A 16,085-nucleotide genomic window follows, 5' to 3' on the forward strand; every position below is an offset into this window, starting at 1 on the left:
GGATCAAACTCTCCAATAAAGTTAGTTTGTCTAGCATCTAAAAATAAAAATTGACGTTTCACGTTGTTTGTTTCGTTCAGTTTTCAAAGAACTACTTGGTCGCTCATTTGCGACTTCCTTATGTTAACATCTTCGTTTTTCGATGTCAACCAAGTTTTTCAATTTCTTTTTTGTCGTTTTCTGCGTTTCCGCATCAGCGACGGTTATTAATATATCATGCAGTACATACAGGGTCAATACTTTTTATAAAAAAATTTCACATCCCGTTAAATCCTTTAAAACATGTTTCAAAAAATCATTATAATCTCCCTTCATTCTTTATCACACTCCGCATTTCATATCTTATCACTTTATCATGTTTCCGAACGAGTGAAAATTCTAAATTTTATGTTATATTATTGTTATAGGAGCGTGGTGAGAATGAGCATTAAGTATTCAAACAAAATCAATAAAATCCGGACCTTTGCATTAAGTTTAGTATTTATCGGCCTCTTCATTGCATACTTAGGAGTCTTTTTCCGCGAAAACATTATTATTATGACAACATTTATGATGGTTGGCTTCTTAGCTGTTATCGCTAGTACTGTCGTTTACTTTTGGATTGGCATGTTATCTACTAAAACTGTACAAATTATTTGTCCAAGCTGCGATAAGCCAACAAAAATGCTCGGTCGTGTCGACGCATGTATGCATTGCAACCAGCCTTTAACAATGGATCGAAATCTAGAAGGAAAAGAATTTGATGAGAAATATAATAAGAAGAGCTATAAATCATAGGTATATACGGGGACAATGTAGCCTTACAAAACTAAACAGTAAAAGGTGATTTCTTAACCAAGAAATCACCTTTTGTATGTATCCTTAATTAAATTAGGTTCTTCACTGAACATTTTAAATCCTCCTGAACCTAATGCAATTCCCATATATAATAAAGAAAGAGGTTGACGTAAAGCCGTCAGCCTCTTTCTTTATTATATATTACGCCTTATGACACTCTGGACAAACGCCATAAATTTCTAAGCGATGACTATTAATAACGAAGCCTGTCGTTTTCGCAGCTTCCTCTTCAAGCTGTTCCAAACCTCCATAAGGAAAATCAACAATCTTACCACATTTTTCGCAAATCACATGATAATGTTGACTTGTAACATAATCAAATCTACTTGAAGCGTCTCCATAAGTTAATTCCTTTACAAGTCCAACCTCTTTAAATACACGTAAGTTATTATAAACAGTTGCAACACTCATATTCGGAAACTTACCTTCTAATGCTTTATAAATGTCATCCGCTGTTGGGTGCGTCATAGATTCCACAAGGTACTCTAAAATAGCATGACGCTGTGGAGTAATGCGTACACCCGTATTTTTCAGCATTTCTAGCGCTTCTTTTAATTCTTCTTTGACCACCGTCATGCACCCCGATTCTATACGGATTATTATTTTATAATTCTTATAAAGAGTGTACTCCTTTTCTTATAAATCGTCAATATTTCTACTATAAGTATGTGGTTTATTTTTGTATATAACCTTATTCTTATATATCTTTCCCCATTTTCTATACATTTACATAGAAAAAAAGTGCGACATAATCGCACTTGGAATACTATCATCTGAGGAGGTATGCCCTACACTTCACTTTATGTAAGACGATAAAATATGTATAGACACTCGCCTTACTTCTATATATTTTATCTCCGCAGTGAATTTACTTTATATAAGAAAGAACATCCTCAATATGTCCTTTCACTTTCACTTTACGCCATTCTTTTACAAGCTCACCGTCTTTATTAATAAGGAATGTAGAACGTTCGATTCCCATGTACTCTTTTCCAAAGTTCTTTTTCAATTTCCAAACATCGTACAATTCTGCTACCTGATGATCTTCATCTACTAAAAGTACAAATGGAAGTTCATGCTTCTCAATGAATTTCAGATGTCTGTTCGCTGAATCAGGACTTACGCCAAGAATAACTGTATCTTTCTCTTGAAATAATCCATATGCATCTCGAAAATCACATGCTTCAGTTGTACATCCTGGAGTCATATCTTTCGGATAAAAATATAGAACTACATTTTTACCACGAAAATCAGCTAAGCGAACTTGTTCCCCGTTACTTCCCTCTAATGTAAATTCTGGAGCCATTTCTCCTACTGTGATCATTGTTATCACTCCTACTCTTTTCTTTTACTATATCAAATGCAATCTTATTTTTCATTGTCTATTACAGATTTCATGACAAAAGCAAACGGTAATGTATATCCAATTAGCGCTTCTGCAATCGCAATCCATCTCCCTATTCCAATCGGAGCTATGTCACCGTACCCAACGGACAATAAAGTAACTGCGCTAAAATATAAGCAAATTTCTACAAGTTGAAAAGATTGGGCATGCAAGCTTTCTCCATCTTCTTTCAAAACTGCAAAGCCCATTTCTTCTAATACAACATAACTTAACCCAAACGCAATTAATACCGTTGTATAAATTAGAAATAGGGAGGCTAAATTATAAAGCGAAAAGAAACGCCTAGAATCTGAATATGAACTCCATAACAATTGGACACTTCTCAAAATAGCAATTGCTGCAATTAATAGAATAAATCCCCATAACATGTCCTCCACCTCATTTTATATGTATGAGACAGCCATTGGATTTATCCCTTAGAAACAAACAAGCTTCTATAATTAATTCCCAGCACCACGGTACCTTTTTACCCCTTGATTCCAAAGAGTAATTGCAATCGTAAAACAGATAACACCAACGAATGGTGTTGCAAATGCATAGCTATTCCACTCTGTTTTTCTTAAAAAGTATGCTGCTGGATACACTCCGACAAACGCAAATGGTAATACAAACGTTAAAATGAAGCGAATCACACGATTATAAATGTTAACAGGATAGCGACCATAGTTACCTATGTTATACATTAGCGGCATAATTGAACTTTTCGCATCCGACCAAAAACCAAGACTTGCAAGCGTAACAAATATCCCTCCGTATACAAGAGCTCCCCCTCCTACCATCAGTAAGAATAAGAAAAAATCGTACCAGTAAAAAGATAATTGCAGCTCCACTGCTGCATATCCCATTACAATCACTCCTGTAATCGCTCCAATTAAAGATTCAAGTTCCATTCTTTCTAATATAATTTGAAATAAACTATGAATCGGTCTCGTTAATATACGATCCATTTCTCCTTTAATAATGTAACGATCATTAAAGTCCCATATGTTAAAGAAAGCTGAGAAAATGGCAAACGGTACTAAAAAGAAACCATAAATAAAGATAACTTCTTCTCTACTCCAGCCTTTTAATGCTTGCGTATGTCCAAACACAACGAGAATAAAGATTAAATTAACAGCCTGCAGTGATAAATCAGAAAGTAATCCAACGATAAAATCGCCCCGATACTCCAATTTTGTTTTTATATATTGGCTTGCATATTGTAAAAATAGGTTTATATATATCATCTCATCATCCCCCTTGTACAATTAGACGTTTTCTCGCCGTTCTCCACATGAGTACAATTGGAATAATAAGTACAATTGCCCAAATTACTTGGAATAATAATGCCTCATACAATTTACTTCCTTGTATACCTTCTGAAAAAATCATACTCGGAATATAACTAATGGCCTGAAACGGTAAAAATACCATTGCCTTCTGAGCCCATAACGGATAAAAGCTAATTGGTAATAATAGACCTGAAAATAAATCAATAACAACACGTTTTGCATACATAATTCCACTATTATTAAATAGGAAGAACGTGAGCATTCCCGTCATTAAATTAATTTGTGTATTAATAATAAAACTAAATATTAAAGATAAGAAGAAATATAACCACGTTTGAAAATTCGTTGTAATTTGCAATGAAAATAATAAAGTAACGATAACCATACCTGGAATTGAAAAGAAGGCAAAACGAAATATCCCTTCACCGAGACCTTGCATTACTTTCATCCCTAAATAGTTATATGGACGAATCAGTTCTACCGCTACACGTCCTTCTTGAATTTCCATCGCAATTTCCCTGTCTATATTATTAAAATAAAAGGCACGTGCCATCCACGCAATTGCGATATACGTAGTCATTTGCGAAATAGATAAACTTTCAATATTCTCTTTTCCGCTATAAATTGCTTGCCATAAAAAATAATACGCACCGATATTAATTGTATAAATTAAAATCCCGCTATAATAGTTTGTACGATACGCAAGCATCATTAAAAAGCGAATCCGAATCATTTCAATATACTTACCCATGTTTAATACCTTCTTCATAAATGTTACGAATGATTTCCTCTGTAGACACTTCGTTAATTTTTAAATCTTTAATTTGAAATGCTTGTACTACTTTAGAAATAAGCATTGAAATGATAACTTCTTCATTCGGTATTTTTGCAACCCACGCGTTTTCCTCTTTCGCTTTCGCCCAAACGACATGACTATCTGGCATAACCATTGATAAAGCCTGATAGGAAACTGGTGCAATAAATTGAAAATGTATTTCCTTCTCCGCTCCCCACTGCGTACGAAGATTATTTAAAGAACCGTCATACATAATATTCCCTTCATCCAGCATGATAACGCACTCACATAAAGCTTCAATATCAGTAATATCATGGGTTGTTAATAAAATTGTTGTTTTATAACGCTCATTCATTTCTTTTAAAAATTCACGTATTTTCAATTTCACAAGAACATCTAACCCAATTGTAGGTTCATCTAAAAATAATAATGGCGGATTATGAATTAATGCTGCCGCTAATTCACAACGCATTCTTTGACCAAGAGATAACTTTCGAACTGGCTTATCTAATAAAGGACCAATATCTAACGTTTCAATTACGTGCTCCATATGCTCTTTATACTGAGCGTCTGATACACCGTACACCTTTTTTAATAAACGAAACGATTCTTGTACAGCAATATCCCACCAAAGTTGCGAGCGTTGACCGAAAACAACACCAATTGTTCTTACAAATTCTTCTCTCTGCTTATGTGGGTTCATCCCATTTACTAAAATCTCTCCTGATGTCGGAGTCAAAATCCCCGTAAGCATTTTAATTGTCGTTGATTTACCGGCACCATTCTCACCAATATACCCAACCATTTCACCTTGTTTCACAGTAAAAGATATGTCATTTACTGCTGGTACTATTTTATAATTACGATTTAATAAATCGCGAAATGCACCCTTTAAACCTGGACGACTTGAATAGGCTGTAAACTCTTTACGTAATCCTTGTACCTCAATTACCGATTTCATAACCGGACCCCCTTCCTAAATGTCACAACGAATAGTTTACCCAACTGCCTTCTCTATCACAAACAATACGTCTTTTCGAAAAACATGTTAGAATAATACATAGATTTTTGTAAGGAGATGAATTGTAGTGAAATTCACAAAATCAGAAGCATTACATAAAGAAGCTTTAGAACATATCGTTGGCGGCGTTAATAGTCCTTCTCGTTCTTTTAAAGCAGTTGGCGGTGGCGCTCCTGTTGCTATGGAACGTGGAAAAGGTGCTTATTTCTGGGATGTAGACGGAAATAAATATATCGATTATTTAGCAGCATACGGTCCTATTATTACTGGACATGCTCACCCGCACATTACAAAAGCAATTACAACAGCTGCTGAAAATGGTGTACTTTACGGAACACCAACAGCGCTAGAAGTAAAATTTGCAAAAATGTTAAAAGAAGCAATGCCTGCATTAGATAAAGTCCGCTTCGTAAACTCTGGTACTGAATCAGTAATGACAACAATTCGTGTCGCTCGTGCTTACACAGGCCGCACAAAAATTATGAAATTCGCTGGTTGTTACCACGGTCATTCTGATTTAGTACTTGTAGCAGCTGGATCAGGCCCTTCTACGCTAGGAACTCCTGACTCAGCCGGTGTACCACAAAGTATCGCTCAAGAAGTTATTACCGTTCCATTTAATAATGTAGAAACTTTAAAAGAAGCATTAGATAAATGGGGACATGAAGTAGCAGCTATCCTTGTAGAACCGATTGTTGGAAACTTCGGTATTGTAGAGCCAAAACCTGGCTTCCTTGAGAAAGTGAATGAACTTGTTCACGAAGCTGGCGCACTAGTAATTTATGATGAAGTTATTACTGCTTTCCGCTTCATGTACGGTGGTGCTCAAGACTTACTTGGCGTAACACCAGACTTAACAGCGCTTGGTAAAGTTATTGGCGGCGGACTTCCGATCGGTGCTTACGGTGGTAAGAAAGAAATTATGGAACAAGTTGCCCCGCTTGGACCTGCATATCAAGCTGGTACAATGGCAGGAAATCCTGCTTCTATGGCATCTGGTATTGCTTGTCTAGAAGTTCTTCAACAAGAAGGGCTTTATGAGAAATTAGATGAACTTGGTGCGATGCTTGAAAAGGGAATTTTAGAGCAAGCTACAAAACATAATATCGATATTACATTAAACCGACTAAAAGGTGCTTTAACTGTATATTTCACAACAAATACAATTGAAGATTACGATGCAGCACAAGATACAGACGGTGAAATGTTCGGTAAATTCTTCAAGCTTATGCTGCAAGAAGGAGTTAACTTAGCACCTTCGAAATATGAGGCATGGTTCTTAACGACAGAACATACAAAAGAAGATATTGAATATACAATCGAAGCTGTAGGCAGAGCATTTGCTGCTTTAGCGGCGGATAAATAATCCCGTCATTACAAGGAAAAAAGAAAACACATCTTTCTTTTTTCCTTTTTTCTATTTCATAAATCCCTCATTAATAGTATAATTATTCATAATTATCTGTTTAATTTTTCTTTTATATCCTTACTATCCTTGTATACAAGGCTGCTCACGCCTTAAATAGTAAGATTATTCAAACTTCAATAAGAGGGGGGATTGACGGATGCTCAATAAAACAAATACATGGACACCGTCTTTATTTCGAGGTTATAAAAATGCAGAACACGATGCGTGTGGAATCGTTTCCGTTATGGAGAAACGAAAATTTCCTACAAAAGAAAACATTGACCTTTGTATACAATCACTAGTCAAAATGAATCATCGGGCTGGCTTCATTAATGGTGAAGGAGATGGAATCGGCATTCACATTGATGTCCCAAAAGCACTTTGGAATGAAAAACTAAAAAGTAGCGGATATAATCCAACGATCGTGGATCATCCCCACTTTATCGTTGGACATTTTTTTCTAAACAAAAATGCAAATATAGTTAATTTAAAGAATCATATTCGTACGCAATTAAATAACGAAAATTTCACTATGATTTTCGAAAGTGACGACGTAATAAATTCCGATGCACTCGGTCCACTTGGTAAACAAGAAGAACCTTTATTTTGGCAAGTTGCTCTTATCGCGGAAAATGAAGTTAAACATATTGAGCAAACATTATTTTCAGTAACGATTAAAATAGAGGAAAACGAAGCGATTCATGTTGCTTCTTTAAGTCGTGACCATGTTGTATATAAAGTTCTAGGTGCTGGGGATACACTTGTTGCCTATTACAATGATTTACAACATCCACTTATCGCTTCAACTATGACACTTGGACATAATCGCTATTCTACTAATACATTATCTAATTTTTTTCGTGTACAACCATTTAGCGTTCTCGGACATAATGGTGAAATTAACACAATTGCAAAATTACGCGATCAAGCTGAAATGATCCATGTTCCACTTACTGCCGGGGGCAGTGACTCCCAAGATTTAAACCGCACCTTAGAAACTCTACTTGTTCAATACGACTACAGTTTATTAGAAGCAATGGACATACTATTCCCACCAATTATTAATGAAATTAAACTTTATGAACCACATTTACAAGATTTATATACGTATATACGTGAAGCTTGGGGCCATTTTGCGCAAGGTCCAGCTGGCATTATTTCACGTTATAAAGATGAAGCTGTTTTCAGCGTTGATTCCCTGGGACTACGACCAGTATGGAAAGTTGAAACAGAAAGCTCTTATATTTTCTCTTCGGAACCTGGAGTTGTATCACCAACTGAATATGTAGCAGAACCAAAACCACTCGCTCCTGGAGAAAAAGTCGGCCTAAAGTGGAATGAACAAGATGAGCTTGTACTCTACGAATACGATGACTACCAAGCTCAAGTATATAACCGTTTTAAAAAACGAGTGGATACGAAAGGTTATCATTTAAACTTATCTATCCCTGAAACGAAAGAAATCTCGGGATTATGTGATTCTATGCAAGTTGAAACGAAGCAATACGTTGCTTTCGGATGGGACCGAGAGCATATTCAGCTTCTTGAACAGATGGCAACAAAAGGCGTTGAGCCAATTCGCTCACTTGGGCATGACTCACCACTTGCCGCACTCGATACTGATAGACGAAATATCGCTGACTTCATTAAGGAAAGTGTAGCCGTTGTTACAAATCCAGCAATCGATCGCGATCGAGAGGTCGAACATTTCTCCACGCGGACGATACTCGGAGAGCGCCCAAGTTTATTGAGCGGCGCTAAACAGCCATTTGTAGTTGAGATGCTTTCCCCCGTTATTTTAGAAGGAAGTGTAGCACAAACTATTGCAGAGGAATTACAAACAATTACGTACGAACAACTTATACAGCTATTCAATACTCACAGCTCTATCGCTACAATCTCTGCTACATTCAGCCCGGCAGAAACTTTACAATCCGCCTTAAATCGAATTAGTTCTGAAGCGATAACAGCCGTTAACGATGGAGCTTCCCTACTATTAATAGACGATGCCGACGCTCATCTAAATGAACGATTATGGATTGATCCGCATTTAGTTACCGCTAAAGTACATCAAGTATTAAGCGAAAATAAATTACGCCGAAACTGCTCTCTCGTTATACGTTCTGGTGCCCTTCGCTCCTTACACGATATCGTCACACTGTATGGATTAGGAGCAGATAGTATTAATCCATATTTATTATTTGCAACCGTAAATGATGGGACGAAAACACCCATTACGAATTTATATTATGCACTTAATAAAGGACTAGAAAAAGTCATTTCAACAATTGGAATTCATGAATTACGCGGTTACGGTCGCCTCTATTCTTCTATCGGATTACATGAGGAAATCGCAAACATATTACAAATTACGAATTTCCTCGGTTCAAACACTTTAGCTTTTTCGCTTGCATCACTTGCTAAAGATGCACAAATGCGCGCGGATGATTACAACGATCCTAAAGTTAGAATGCGAAAATCTTTTCATATATTCCCGCGAATTTGGAAAGCAATCGGCGATATCGCAAAAGGAAATTCTTATGATGATTACCGTGACAAATTAAGTGAGTTAGAAGAAAACAATCCAATCGCGATTAGACACCTTGTTCAAACGAAAGAAACAAAACATATCGTTCCGGCTGAAGAAGTGTCCATCAGCATTCAAAATCATGATTTACCATTTATTATTAGTTCCATGTCATTCGGTTCTCAAAATGAAGTTGCCTTTCGCGCATATGCAGAAGCAGCTGACCAGCTAAATATGATCAGTTTGAACGGTGAAGGCGGAGAAATTAAAGATATGATCGGAAAGTATCCACATACACGTGGACAACAAGTTGCATCTGGGCGATTTGGTGTAAACGCCGAACTACTAAATTCATCAAACTTAATTGAAATAAAAATTGGTCAAGGTGCAAAACCTGGTGAAGGTGGACATTTACCAGGTTCAAAAGTAACAGCCAAAATCGCTGAAGCACGTAACGCTACAATTGGCTCAGATTTAATTTCACCTTCTAACAACCATGATATTTATTCCATTGAAGATTTAGCTCAAATGATTACAGAAATTAAAACCGCCAATCAACTTGCGAAAGTAGCTGTAAAAGTTCCTGTTGTCCCTAACATTGGAACAATTGCTGTCGGTATCGCAAAAGCTGGCGCTGATTTTATTAACATTAGCGGATTTGATGGCGGTACAGGTGCCGCACGTATTCACGCATTGCAACATGTAGGCCTTCCTGTAGAAATTGGTGTGAAAGCCGCTCACAATGCTTTATTAGAAGCAAATATGAGACACAAGGTAGAAATTTGGGCAGACGGTGGTATTCGAAGTGTGAATGACGCCTTGAAAATCATGCTTCTTGGGGCAAACCGTATTGGATTTGGTACATTATCCATGATTGCAATCGGCTGTACAACTTGCCGCGGATGTCATCTAGATACTTGTCACGTTGGAATTGCAACACAAATTGAGTCTGAAGCTCAGGCGAAAGAACATGGATTACGCCGCTTTGTCCCACGTGAATTAGATAGCGCCGTCGCTGGATTATTACATTTATTCACCACTTTTGGCGTAGAACTAAAACAATTAACAGGAAATCTTGGTTATACAAATTTGCAAGAAATTGTTGGGCGTTCCGATTTATTAGAACAAGTTCGAGGTGAAAATTTATTAGACTTATGTAATTTACTACAAACGATAGAACATCCATCTGTCACAAAAACAGAAGACGTACCGGAAACACAATTTGAAACAGTTCATTCCCCTCATTCGAAAGAATTAGTAGGCGTTGGCGTAGAGCAACGCGTTATGGGTGGTCTAGAATCTTGCTATCGCGTTCGTAGTAAATTATATGAAGACACGAAGCTTGAACCACTTACATTAAAGTATACGAATGGCTCTATTCCTGGAAATGGATTAGGTGCTTACAATAGTGAGAACTTATTTATACACGTAAATGGCGGTGCACAAGATGGCATTGGTAAAACTTCCTTTGGTGGTGGTATTTATATAACGAAAGCAAAAGGAAAAGACGGCACATATTATAACGGGTCTGTCGGAAAAGGTTTTGGATACGGTGCACAAAAAGGAGCGCTCTACGTGCAAGGTAACGCTGATGCTCGCGCTGGTATCCGCCTCTCTGGAGCAGACATGATAATTGGAGGGCGCATGACAAAGCCACTCCGCGAAAAAGAACAAGGCAATATAGGTGCATACTCTAATATTAAAGGTTTTGCTTTTGAATATATGACAAATGGGCGAGCGCTTGTTTTAGGGGATCCTGGTCCATGGATCTGTGCTGGTATGACTGGCGGTGTTGTTTATTTACGTCATGATTTAAGCTTAGGTTTAACTGAACAGGCTTTAAAAAGAAGAATCGCAAAAGGAGCGAATGTTACATTACAACCAATTAGTAAAAATGGTGCGCAAGATGTGACTGAGTTATTGCTAGATTATATTCGTGTATTAAATGAGCATGAGCAATACGAAGAAGTTGCTTTATTAACACCGTTACTCGATGATATGCAGCACCAATTTTTTGAAATTATCCCGAAAAAAGAGCAGGCTGATCCGTCTATCTCAACAGAGTGATATAGCTACCTTTCATTTTCAAGAATAAATTGACGAAGTACACTTCTCATAGTAATCTATAGTAACAATTTGAAACCTGCTGAAATTCAGCAGGTTTTTTTACTAAAAATTGATGTTTAAAAAGAATTAGGAAAAAGTATAAATGAATCTTAATTTCTTATGAACGTCACTAAAATATCACTTGCTAACATATTGTAATGAATGTATAGTATCATGTTGTACATTCATTATGACAAGAGAAAGGATCTTATTAAGGGTATGAAACTTGGTGCTCGCATTTTAAAAACGGGTATTGCCATCACATTAGCTTTATTTGCTTGTATTTTACTTCAATTACCGAGTCCGGTATTTGCGGGGATCTCAGCTATATTCGCTGTTCAACCGTCTGTATACCGCTCGTATTTAACTGCTCTTGAGCAAATTCAAGCAAACGTCATTGGCGCGGTATTCGCTATCGTATTTGCTACTGCTTTTGGACATAATCCTTTTATTATTGGATTAACATGTATATTAGTAATTGCGCTTACGTTACAATTACGATTAGAAAACACAATATCAATTGCTTTAGTAACAGTTATCGCCATTATGGAGTATCAGGGCGAAGATTTCTTCAGTTTTGCCTTACTTCGCTTTGCGACGATTATGATTGGAATTATTGCGGCTTCACTTGTAAATTTAGTGTTTATGCCGCCAAAATACGAAACAAAATTGTATCATCGTATCGTTGATAATACAGAAGAAATTGTAAAGTGGATTCGAATGAATAGCAGGCAAGCTTCTGATTTTACAACGCTAAAAACTGATATTGATCGTATGAAAGAAAAAATGATCAAACTAAACCATTACTATTTGCTGTATAAAGAAGAAAGAAGCTACACGAAAAAAGTACAGTTCGCAAAAATTCGTAAGCTCGTTTTATTCAGACAAATGTTAGCGACGACAAGCCGTGCTTTAAGTACGCTAAAATCATTACATCGTACTGAAAATGAACTGCGCTATATGCCAGAAGAATTTCAGGAATCTATCCAAAACGAACTTGATTCATTAACGCATTATCATGAACAAGTTTTATTAAAATTTATTGGTAAAGCAAAAAAACAACAATCCGTTGAAATGCTTGATGAAGTTGAAACAGGTAAACAAGAATTAATCGATATCTTTATGGATTATCAAAACAAAGACGATGAGGAAGCGTATAAAACATGGCTACACCTCTTCCCTCTAATTTCTGCCATTATTAACTATAGTGAAGAAGTAGAGCATTTAGATTTACTTGTGGATAGCTTCTACACATACCATAAACCAGAAGCAGAACTCCAAATCGAAGATAAAAAAGAAGACGAATAAAGAAAACAGCTCCTTTTACGCTAAAGGAGCTGTTTCTGTTATATGTTGAAGTTGATATAAATTGTAATAAAACCCTCTTTTTTTCATTAACTCTTCATGAGAACCTGTTTCTTTAATTTCACCGTCTTCAATATAAATAATCGTATCCACATGCGTAATCGTCGCCAATCGATGTGCGATTATGATCGTCGTTCGATCAGCAGCTAACGTCTGAAGCGCCTCTTGAATATACCGTTCATTTTCTAAATCTAAAGCGGATGTCGCTTCATCTAATATAAGTAACGATGGATTCTTTAGAAACACTCGTGCAATCGCTACACGTTGCCTTTGTCCACCAGATAACTTCACACCGCGTTCCCCAACGACAGTATCATAACCATCGGGTAACTCTATAATAAAATCATGAATTTGCGCAGCTTTGGCAGCTGCAATCACTTCTTCCTCTGTAGCTTTCGGATTTCCATATAAAATATTTGCCCCGATTGTATCACTAAATAACAAATTATCTTGCAGTACAATTCCAATATGACTACGTAAATTTCTCATATCATACTTTCTAACATCTATCCCATCTACATAAACTGCGCCTGAAGAAACATCATAGAAACGCGGGATTAAACTAGCAAGAGATGACTTCCCTCCCCCACTTGCTCCTACAAGTGCTACCTTTTCTCCTGGAAACATAGTTAATGAAAGGTTATGTAATATCTCTTTTTCATCTGAATTGTAACGAAAAGATACATTATCAAATATCACTTCACCATGTAATTTTTTCGTTTGTACCGCACTTGGCACATTCACAATATCGTATTTCTCATCTAACAATTCAAACACTCGATCCATCGATGCGAAAGACTGCGTTAATGTCGTAGAAGAATTAACAAGTCGGCGAAGCGGACTATACAAGCTATCCATATATCCAACAAAGGCAACCATAGTCCCTAATGTTAATTGTCCCTGAATCACTTCGTACGCTGCAAAACCGATCACAAGTAACGGGCCTAAATCTGTTAACGTATTCACTGCCGAAAATGTTCTCGCCGTCCAACTCGTATGTGTTAATGCTTTCGTCAAAAACTCATTATTTCTTTTTTCAAACTGCTTACCCTCATACTCTTCTAATGCAAAGCTACGTGTCACTTGCATCCCTTGAATACGTTCATGTAAATACCCTTGCATCGTCGCTAAAGCCTGTGAACGCTCTTTCGTCAATTTTCGAAGACGCCCGAAAAAATATTTCACTGCCACTACATAAATAGGTAAAATTAATAGCGCAACAAATGTTAATTTTACATTCATAGAAAACATAACAATAACAGCAATAGCGATTGTTGCCGTATCTAACCAAACATTCATCAAACCAGTAATTACAAAATCCTTCGTTTGTTCTACATCATGAATGACACGTGAAATAATCTCTCCTGTTTTTGTATTCGAATAATAGCGTAAACTCAACTTTTGCAAATGACCAAAAATATGTTTTCGCAAATCATATAGTATTGTGTTCGCGATACGCTGCGCGAAATATTGACGATAATATTCAATCGGCGGCCTTACTACTGCAAAAATAAAAAAAGCAATCCCAACAGCTGTTACTAATTGGGATGTTTTATCTTGAAGTGACCCTCCGCCTTGAATCACATCATCGATAATATATTTTAATAACCACGGCATAATAAGCGGGATGCCGAATTTAACTAGACCAATCATAATCGTAATAGCAATAAGCCATCGATATGGTTTAACAAATTGCAAATATCTTTTTATACCTTGCACATAATCCCCCCTCTAATGGGACAAACCTGCCGGGAAATCCCCTGCAGGTTTGTTTTAATTTCTGTACATTAAATATCTTTCATACCACATATCTACGAAATCTGGCGCGAATGGCCCTTTTCTCTGATGAATCCATTGTGTTAATTGTGCTACATTTCGTTTTAAAATAGTATCAATAACAGGTGGGTACTGCATAATTTGACTATGCTTTTCATACTCATCTTCATCTAAAAGCGTATATGTCATATCTGGATACACTTTAATATCTAAATCATAATCAATGTACTTCAATGCTTCAGAATCATATGCAAAAGGTGAGCCTAAATTACAATAATAATATACTCCCTCTTCCCTTAGCATCCCAATCACATTAAACCAATAGTTTGCATGAAAATAACAAATCGCTGGTTCACGAGTAATCCATGTTCGGCCATCTGATTCTGTCACTACTGTACGATCATTTGCTCCGATCACGAGGCTCTGTGTCCCTTTTAAAATTGTTGTCTCTTCCCACATTCTATGAATGGAGCCATTATGTTTATAACTATGTATTTGTACTTTTTCTCCTTCTTTGGGAAATCCCATATATGCTCCCTTCTTTCAACTGCAAATGCCCTTTGAACTGCATCCACTTTTTTTCTATTATAACTTTTTTGTCGAAATTTTAAAACTAAAGCGACAAGACTCCATTTTTCATACTGAATACCATATCCCTAATCTTCTTAGGAGACGAGGTCTTCGCTGAATGATTTACAAACGAGGAAATGGAAATAGAAAAAGCCCTTCCTTATTTCTATCTAAAGAAGAACCTTTCACCAGAAGGTAACAATATGTCTTATCCTAAATTCGAAATCATTTTTTCAGTTTCAAAAGATTGAATCACACTATTTGTTTGCTCTTCGAATTTCTCATGTAACAGTTTTAACGCTAATTCTGTTCTATATATTTCTTGGCGGATAAAATGTAATTCCTTTTTATCGCACGTATCCTTTTCGCTCATTTCAATTTGCTGATACTTTTCTAGATGAGCTTGTAACTTTAACAACTCATCCATCGTTTCCAATTGCTCTCCTACCAACTTATCAAAATCGTTCATTACTTACCCCCTTTTGGACTTATTTATCAATTATTATTCCTCATTACATATTTCTAATCTTTAACTTCCTTCTCCTTTGACTACATTTGTTGACTTATTAGAAGTTATGTCGTTCACTTTCTTTTCATTACCATGACCCAAGCACAAAGAAAACACTTCTCCTGAGTTAGAGAAGTGTTTTTCTTTCGTTACTGATTTGAACTAGAAGATTGTGATTGTTTTGCAGCTGATTTTGCATTTTGTTTTTGTACAGCATGCACATCTGTTTCAGTTGCAAATTCTGTACCATAACTAGCATTTGCACTTTGTGCACCAGAAGCTTGCGCTTTCTTTGCCTCTGATTGTGCGTTTGCTTGTTTTACTGCTTGTGCATTTGTTTCAGTCGCGAACTCTGTACCATAACTAGCATTTGCACTTTGAATGCTAGCACCAGAAGTTGCTTTGTTATAACCTTGTTGTTTTTTACTCATCTTTCTCACCTCCACAACCAATAATGTAACCAATTCCTTTAGAAGCTATCCGTCATTTTCTTTT

At 36.5% G+C, this 16,085-nt stretch carries 14 protein-coding genes; 4 read left to right on the forward strand and 10 right to left on the reverse strand.

The genetic code is table 11. The features are described 5' to 3' along the window. The first annotated feature begins 420 nt into the window (after window positions 1-420). A complete protein-coding gene (locus PDL00_RS19725) occupies window positions 421-777 on the forward strand; it encodes a YgzB family protein (protein ID WP_000025063.1) in 357 nt (118 codons plus the stop codon). Between the two features lie 201 nt (window positions 778-978). Here the strand turns inward: PDL00_RS19725 and perR are convergent, their stop codons facing one another. The 6 genes from perR to PDL00_RS19755 form a co-directional block, all read right to left on the reverse strand. Beyond that, window positions 979-1,407, reverse strand: coding sequence for a peroxide-responsive transcriptional repressor PerR (gene perR, locus PDL00_RS19730; RefSeq protein WP_000237831.1), 429 nt, complete (start codon window positions 1,405-1,407; stop codon window positions 979-981). A 298-nt stretch (window positions 1,408-1,705) separates the two neighbouring features. Beyond that, window positions 1,706-2,161 (reverse strand): thioredoxin-dependent thiol peroxidase, encoded by a 456-nt coding sequence (bcp, locus tag PDL00_RS19735; protein ID WP_098238087.1) that lies wholly within the window; start codon window positions 2,159-2,161, stop codon window positions 1,706-1,708. Between the two features lie 44 nt (window positions 2,162-2,205). Continuing rightward, window positions 2,206-2,610: a potassium channel family protein gene (locus PDL00_RS19740; protein ID WP_270730798.1), complete on the reverse strand. Its 405-nt coding sequence runs from the start codon at window positions 2,608-2,610 to the stop codon at window positions 2,206-2,208. Window positions 2,611-2,682: 72 nt separating this feature from the next. Beyond that, a complete protein-coding gene (locus PDL00_RS19745) occupies window positions 2,683-3,468 on the reverse strand; it encodes an ABC transporter permease (RefSeq protein WP_242257268.1) in 786 nt (261 codons plus the stop codon). A 4-nt stretch (window positions 3,469-3,472) separates the two neighbouring features. Continuing rightward, the gene (locus tag PDL00_RS19750; protein WP_000521523.1) at window positions 3,473-4,264 is read right to left on the reverse strand and encodes an ABC transporter permease; all 792 of its coding nucleotides are present in this window, start codon (window positions 4,262-4,264) and stop codon (window positions 3,473-3,475) included. Further along, window positions 4,257-5,270, reverse strand: coding sequence for an ABC transporter ATP-binding protein (locus PDL00_RS19755; protein WP_270730799.1), 1,014 nt, complete (start codon window positions 5,268-5,270; stop codon window positions 4,257-4,259). The genes PDL00_RS19750 and PDL00_RS19755 overlap by 8 nt, the downstream gene beginning before the upstream one ends. A 127-nt stretch (window positions 5,271-5,397) precedes the next feature. Here PDL00_RS19755 and hemL point away from each other — a divergent pair, with 127 nt between their 5' ends. From hemL to PDL00_RS19770, 3 genes are all read left to right on the forward strand, one after another. Beyond that, a complete protein-coding gene (hemL, locus tag PDL00_RS19760; RefSeq protein ID WP_141435072.1) occupies window positions 5,398-6,696 on the forward strand; it encodes a glutamate-1-semialdehyde-2,1-aminomutase in 1,299 nt (432 codons plus the stop codon). 199 nt (window positions 6,697-6,895) lie between these two features. Beyond that, window positions 6,896-11,332: a glutamate synthase-related protein gene (locus PDL00_RS19765; protein ID WP_270730800.1), complete on the forward strand. Its 4,437-nt coding sequence runs from the start codon at window positions 6,896-6,898 to the stop codon at window positions 11,330-11,332. 258 nt (window positions 11,333-11,590) lie between these two features. Then, window positions 11,591-12,679, forward strand: coding sequence for an aromatic acid exporter family protein (locus PDL00_RS19770; RefSeq protein WP_061676753.1), 1,089 nt, complete (start codon window positions 11,591-11,593; stop codon window positions 12,677-12,679). A 15-nt stretch (window positions 12,680-12,694) separates the two neighbouring features. Here the strand turns inward: PDL00_RS19770 and PDL00_RS19775 are convergent, their stop codons facing one another. The 4 genes from PDL00_RS19775 to PDL00_RS19790 form a co-directional block, all read right to left on the reverse strand. After that, window positions 12,695-14,455, reverse strand: coding sequence for an ABC transporter ATP-binding protein (locus tag PDL00_RS19775; protein ID WP_270730801.1), 1,761 nt, complete (start codon window positions 14,453-14,455; stop codon window positions 12,695-12,697). Window positions 14,456-14,509: 54 nt separating this feature from the next. Continuing rightward, window positions 14,510-15,040 (reverse strand): nucleoside tri-diphosphate phosphatase, encoded by a 531-nt coding sequence (ntdP, locus tag PDL00_RS19780; RefSeq protein WP_000506626.1) that lies wholly within the window; start codon window positions 15,038-15,040, stop codon window positions 14,510-14,512. A 250-nt stretch (window positions 15,041-15,290) separates the two neighbouring features. After that, window positions 15,291-15,551: a YgaB family protein gene (locus PDL00_RS19785; RefSeq protein ID WP_000997582.1), complete on the reverse strand. Its 261-nt coding sequence runs from the start codon at window positions 15,549-15,551 to the stop codon at window positions 15,291-15,293. Window positions 15,552-15,739: 188 nt separating this feature from the next. After that, on the reverse strand, window positions 15,740-16,021 hold the full coding sequence (locus PDL00_RS19790; RefSeq protein WP_242257407.1) for a gamma-type small acid-soluble spore protein: 282 nt from the start codon (window positions 16,019-16,021) through the stop codon (window positions 15,740-15,742). Window positions 16,022-16,085: the final 64 nt, after the last annotated feature.

This window comes from Bacillus cereus group sp. TH152-1LC, assembly GCF_027710505.1.
Lineage (GTDB): Bacteria > Bacillota > Bacilli > Bacillales > Bacillaceae_G > Bacillus_A > Bacillus_A mobilis.

Bases quoted from the DNA above. Each gene is read 5' to 3' on its own strand.
- PDL00_RS19750 (WP_000521523.1), bottom strand. From the start codon at position 4,264: ATGGGTAAGTATATTGAAATGATTCGGATTCGCTTTTTAATGATGCTT.
- PDL00_RS19785 (WP_000997582.1), bottom strand. From the start codon at position 15,551: ATGAACGATTTTGATAAGTTGGTAGGAGAGCAATTGGAAACGATGGAT.
- bcp (WP_098238087.1), bottom strand. From the start codon at position 2,161: ATGATCACAGTAGGAGAAATGGCTCCAGAATTTACATTAGAGGGAAGT.
- PDL00_RS19725 (WP_000025063.1), top strand. From the start codon at position 421: ATGAGCATTAAGTATTCAAACAAAATCAATAAAATCCGGACCTTTGCA.
- PDL00_RS19790 (WP_242257407.1), bottom strand. From the start codon at position 16,021: ATGAGTAAAAAACAACAAGGTTATAACAAAGCAACTTCTGGTGCTAGC.
- PDL00_RS19770 (WP_061676753.1), top strand. From the start codon at position 11,591: ATGAAACTTGGTGCTCGCATTTTAAAAACGGGTATTGCCATCACATTA.
- ntdP (WP_000506626.1), bottom strand. From the start codon at position 15,040: ATGGGATTTCCCAAAGAAGGAGAAAAAGTACAAATACATAGTTATAAA.
- PDL00_RS19745 (WP_242257268.1), bottom strand. From the start codon at position 3,468: ATGATATATATAAACCTATTTTTACAATATGCAAGCCAATATATAAAA.
- PDL00_RS19740 (WP_270730798.1), bottom strand. From the start codon at position 2,610: ATGTTATGGGGATTTATTCTATTAATTGCAGCAATTGCTATTTTGAGA.
- PDL00_RS19765 (WP_270730800.1), top strand. From the start codon at position 6,896: ATGCTCAATAAAACAAATACATGGACACCGTCTTTATTTCGAGGTTAT.
- PDL00_RS19755 (WP_270730799.1), bottom strand. From the start codon at position 5,270: ATGAAATCGGTAATTGAGGTACAAGGATTACGTAAAGAGTTTACAGCC.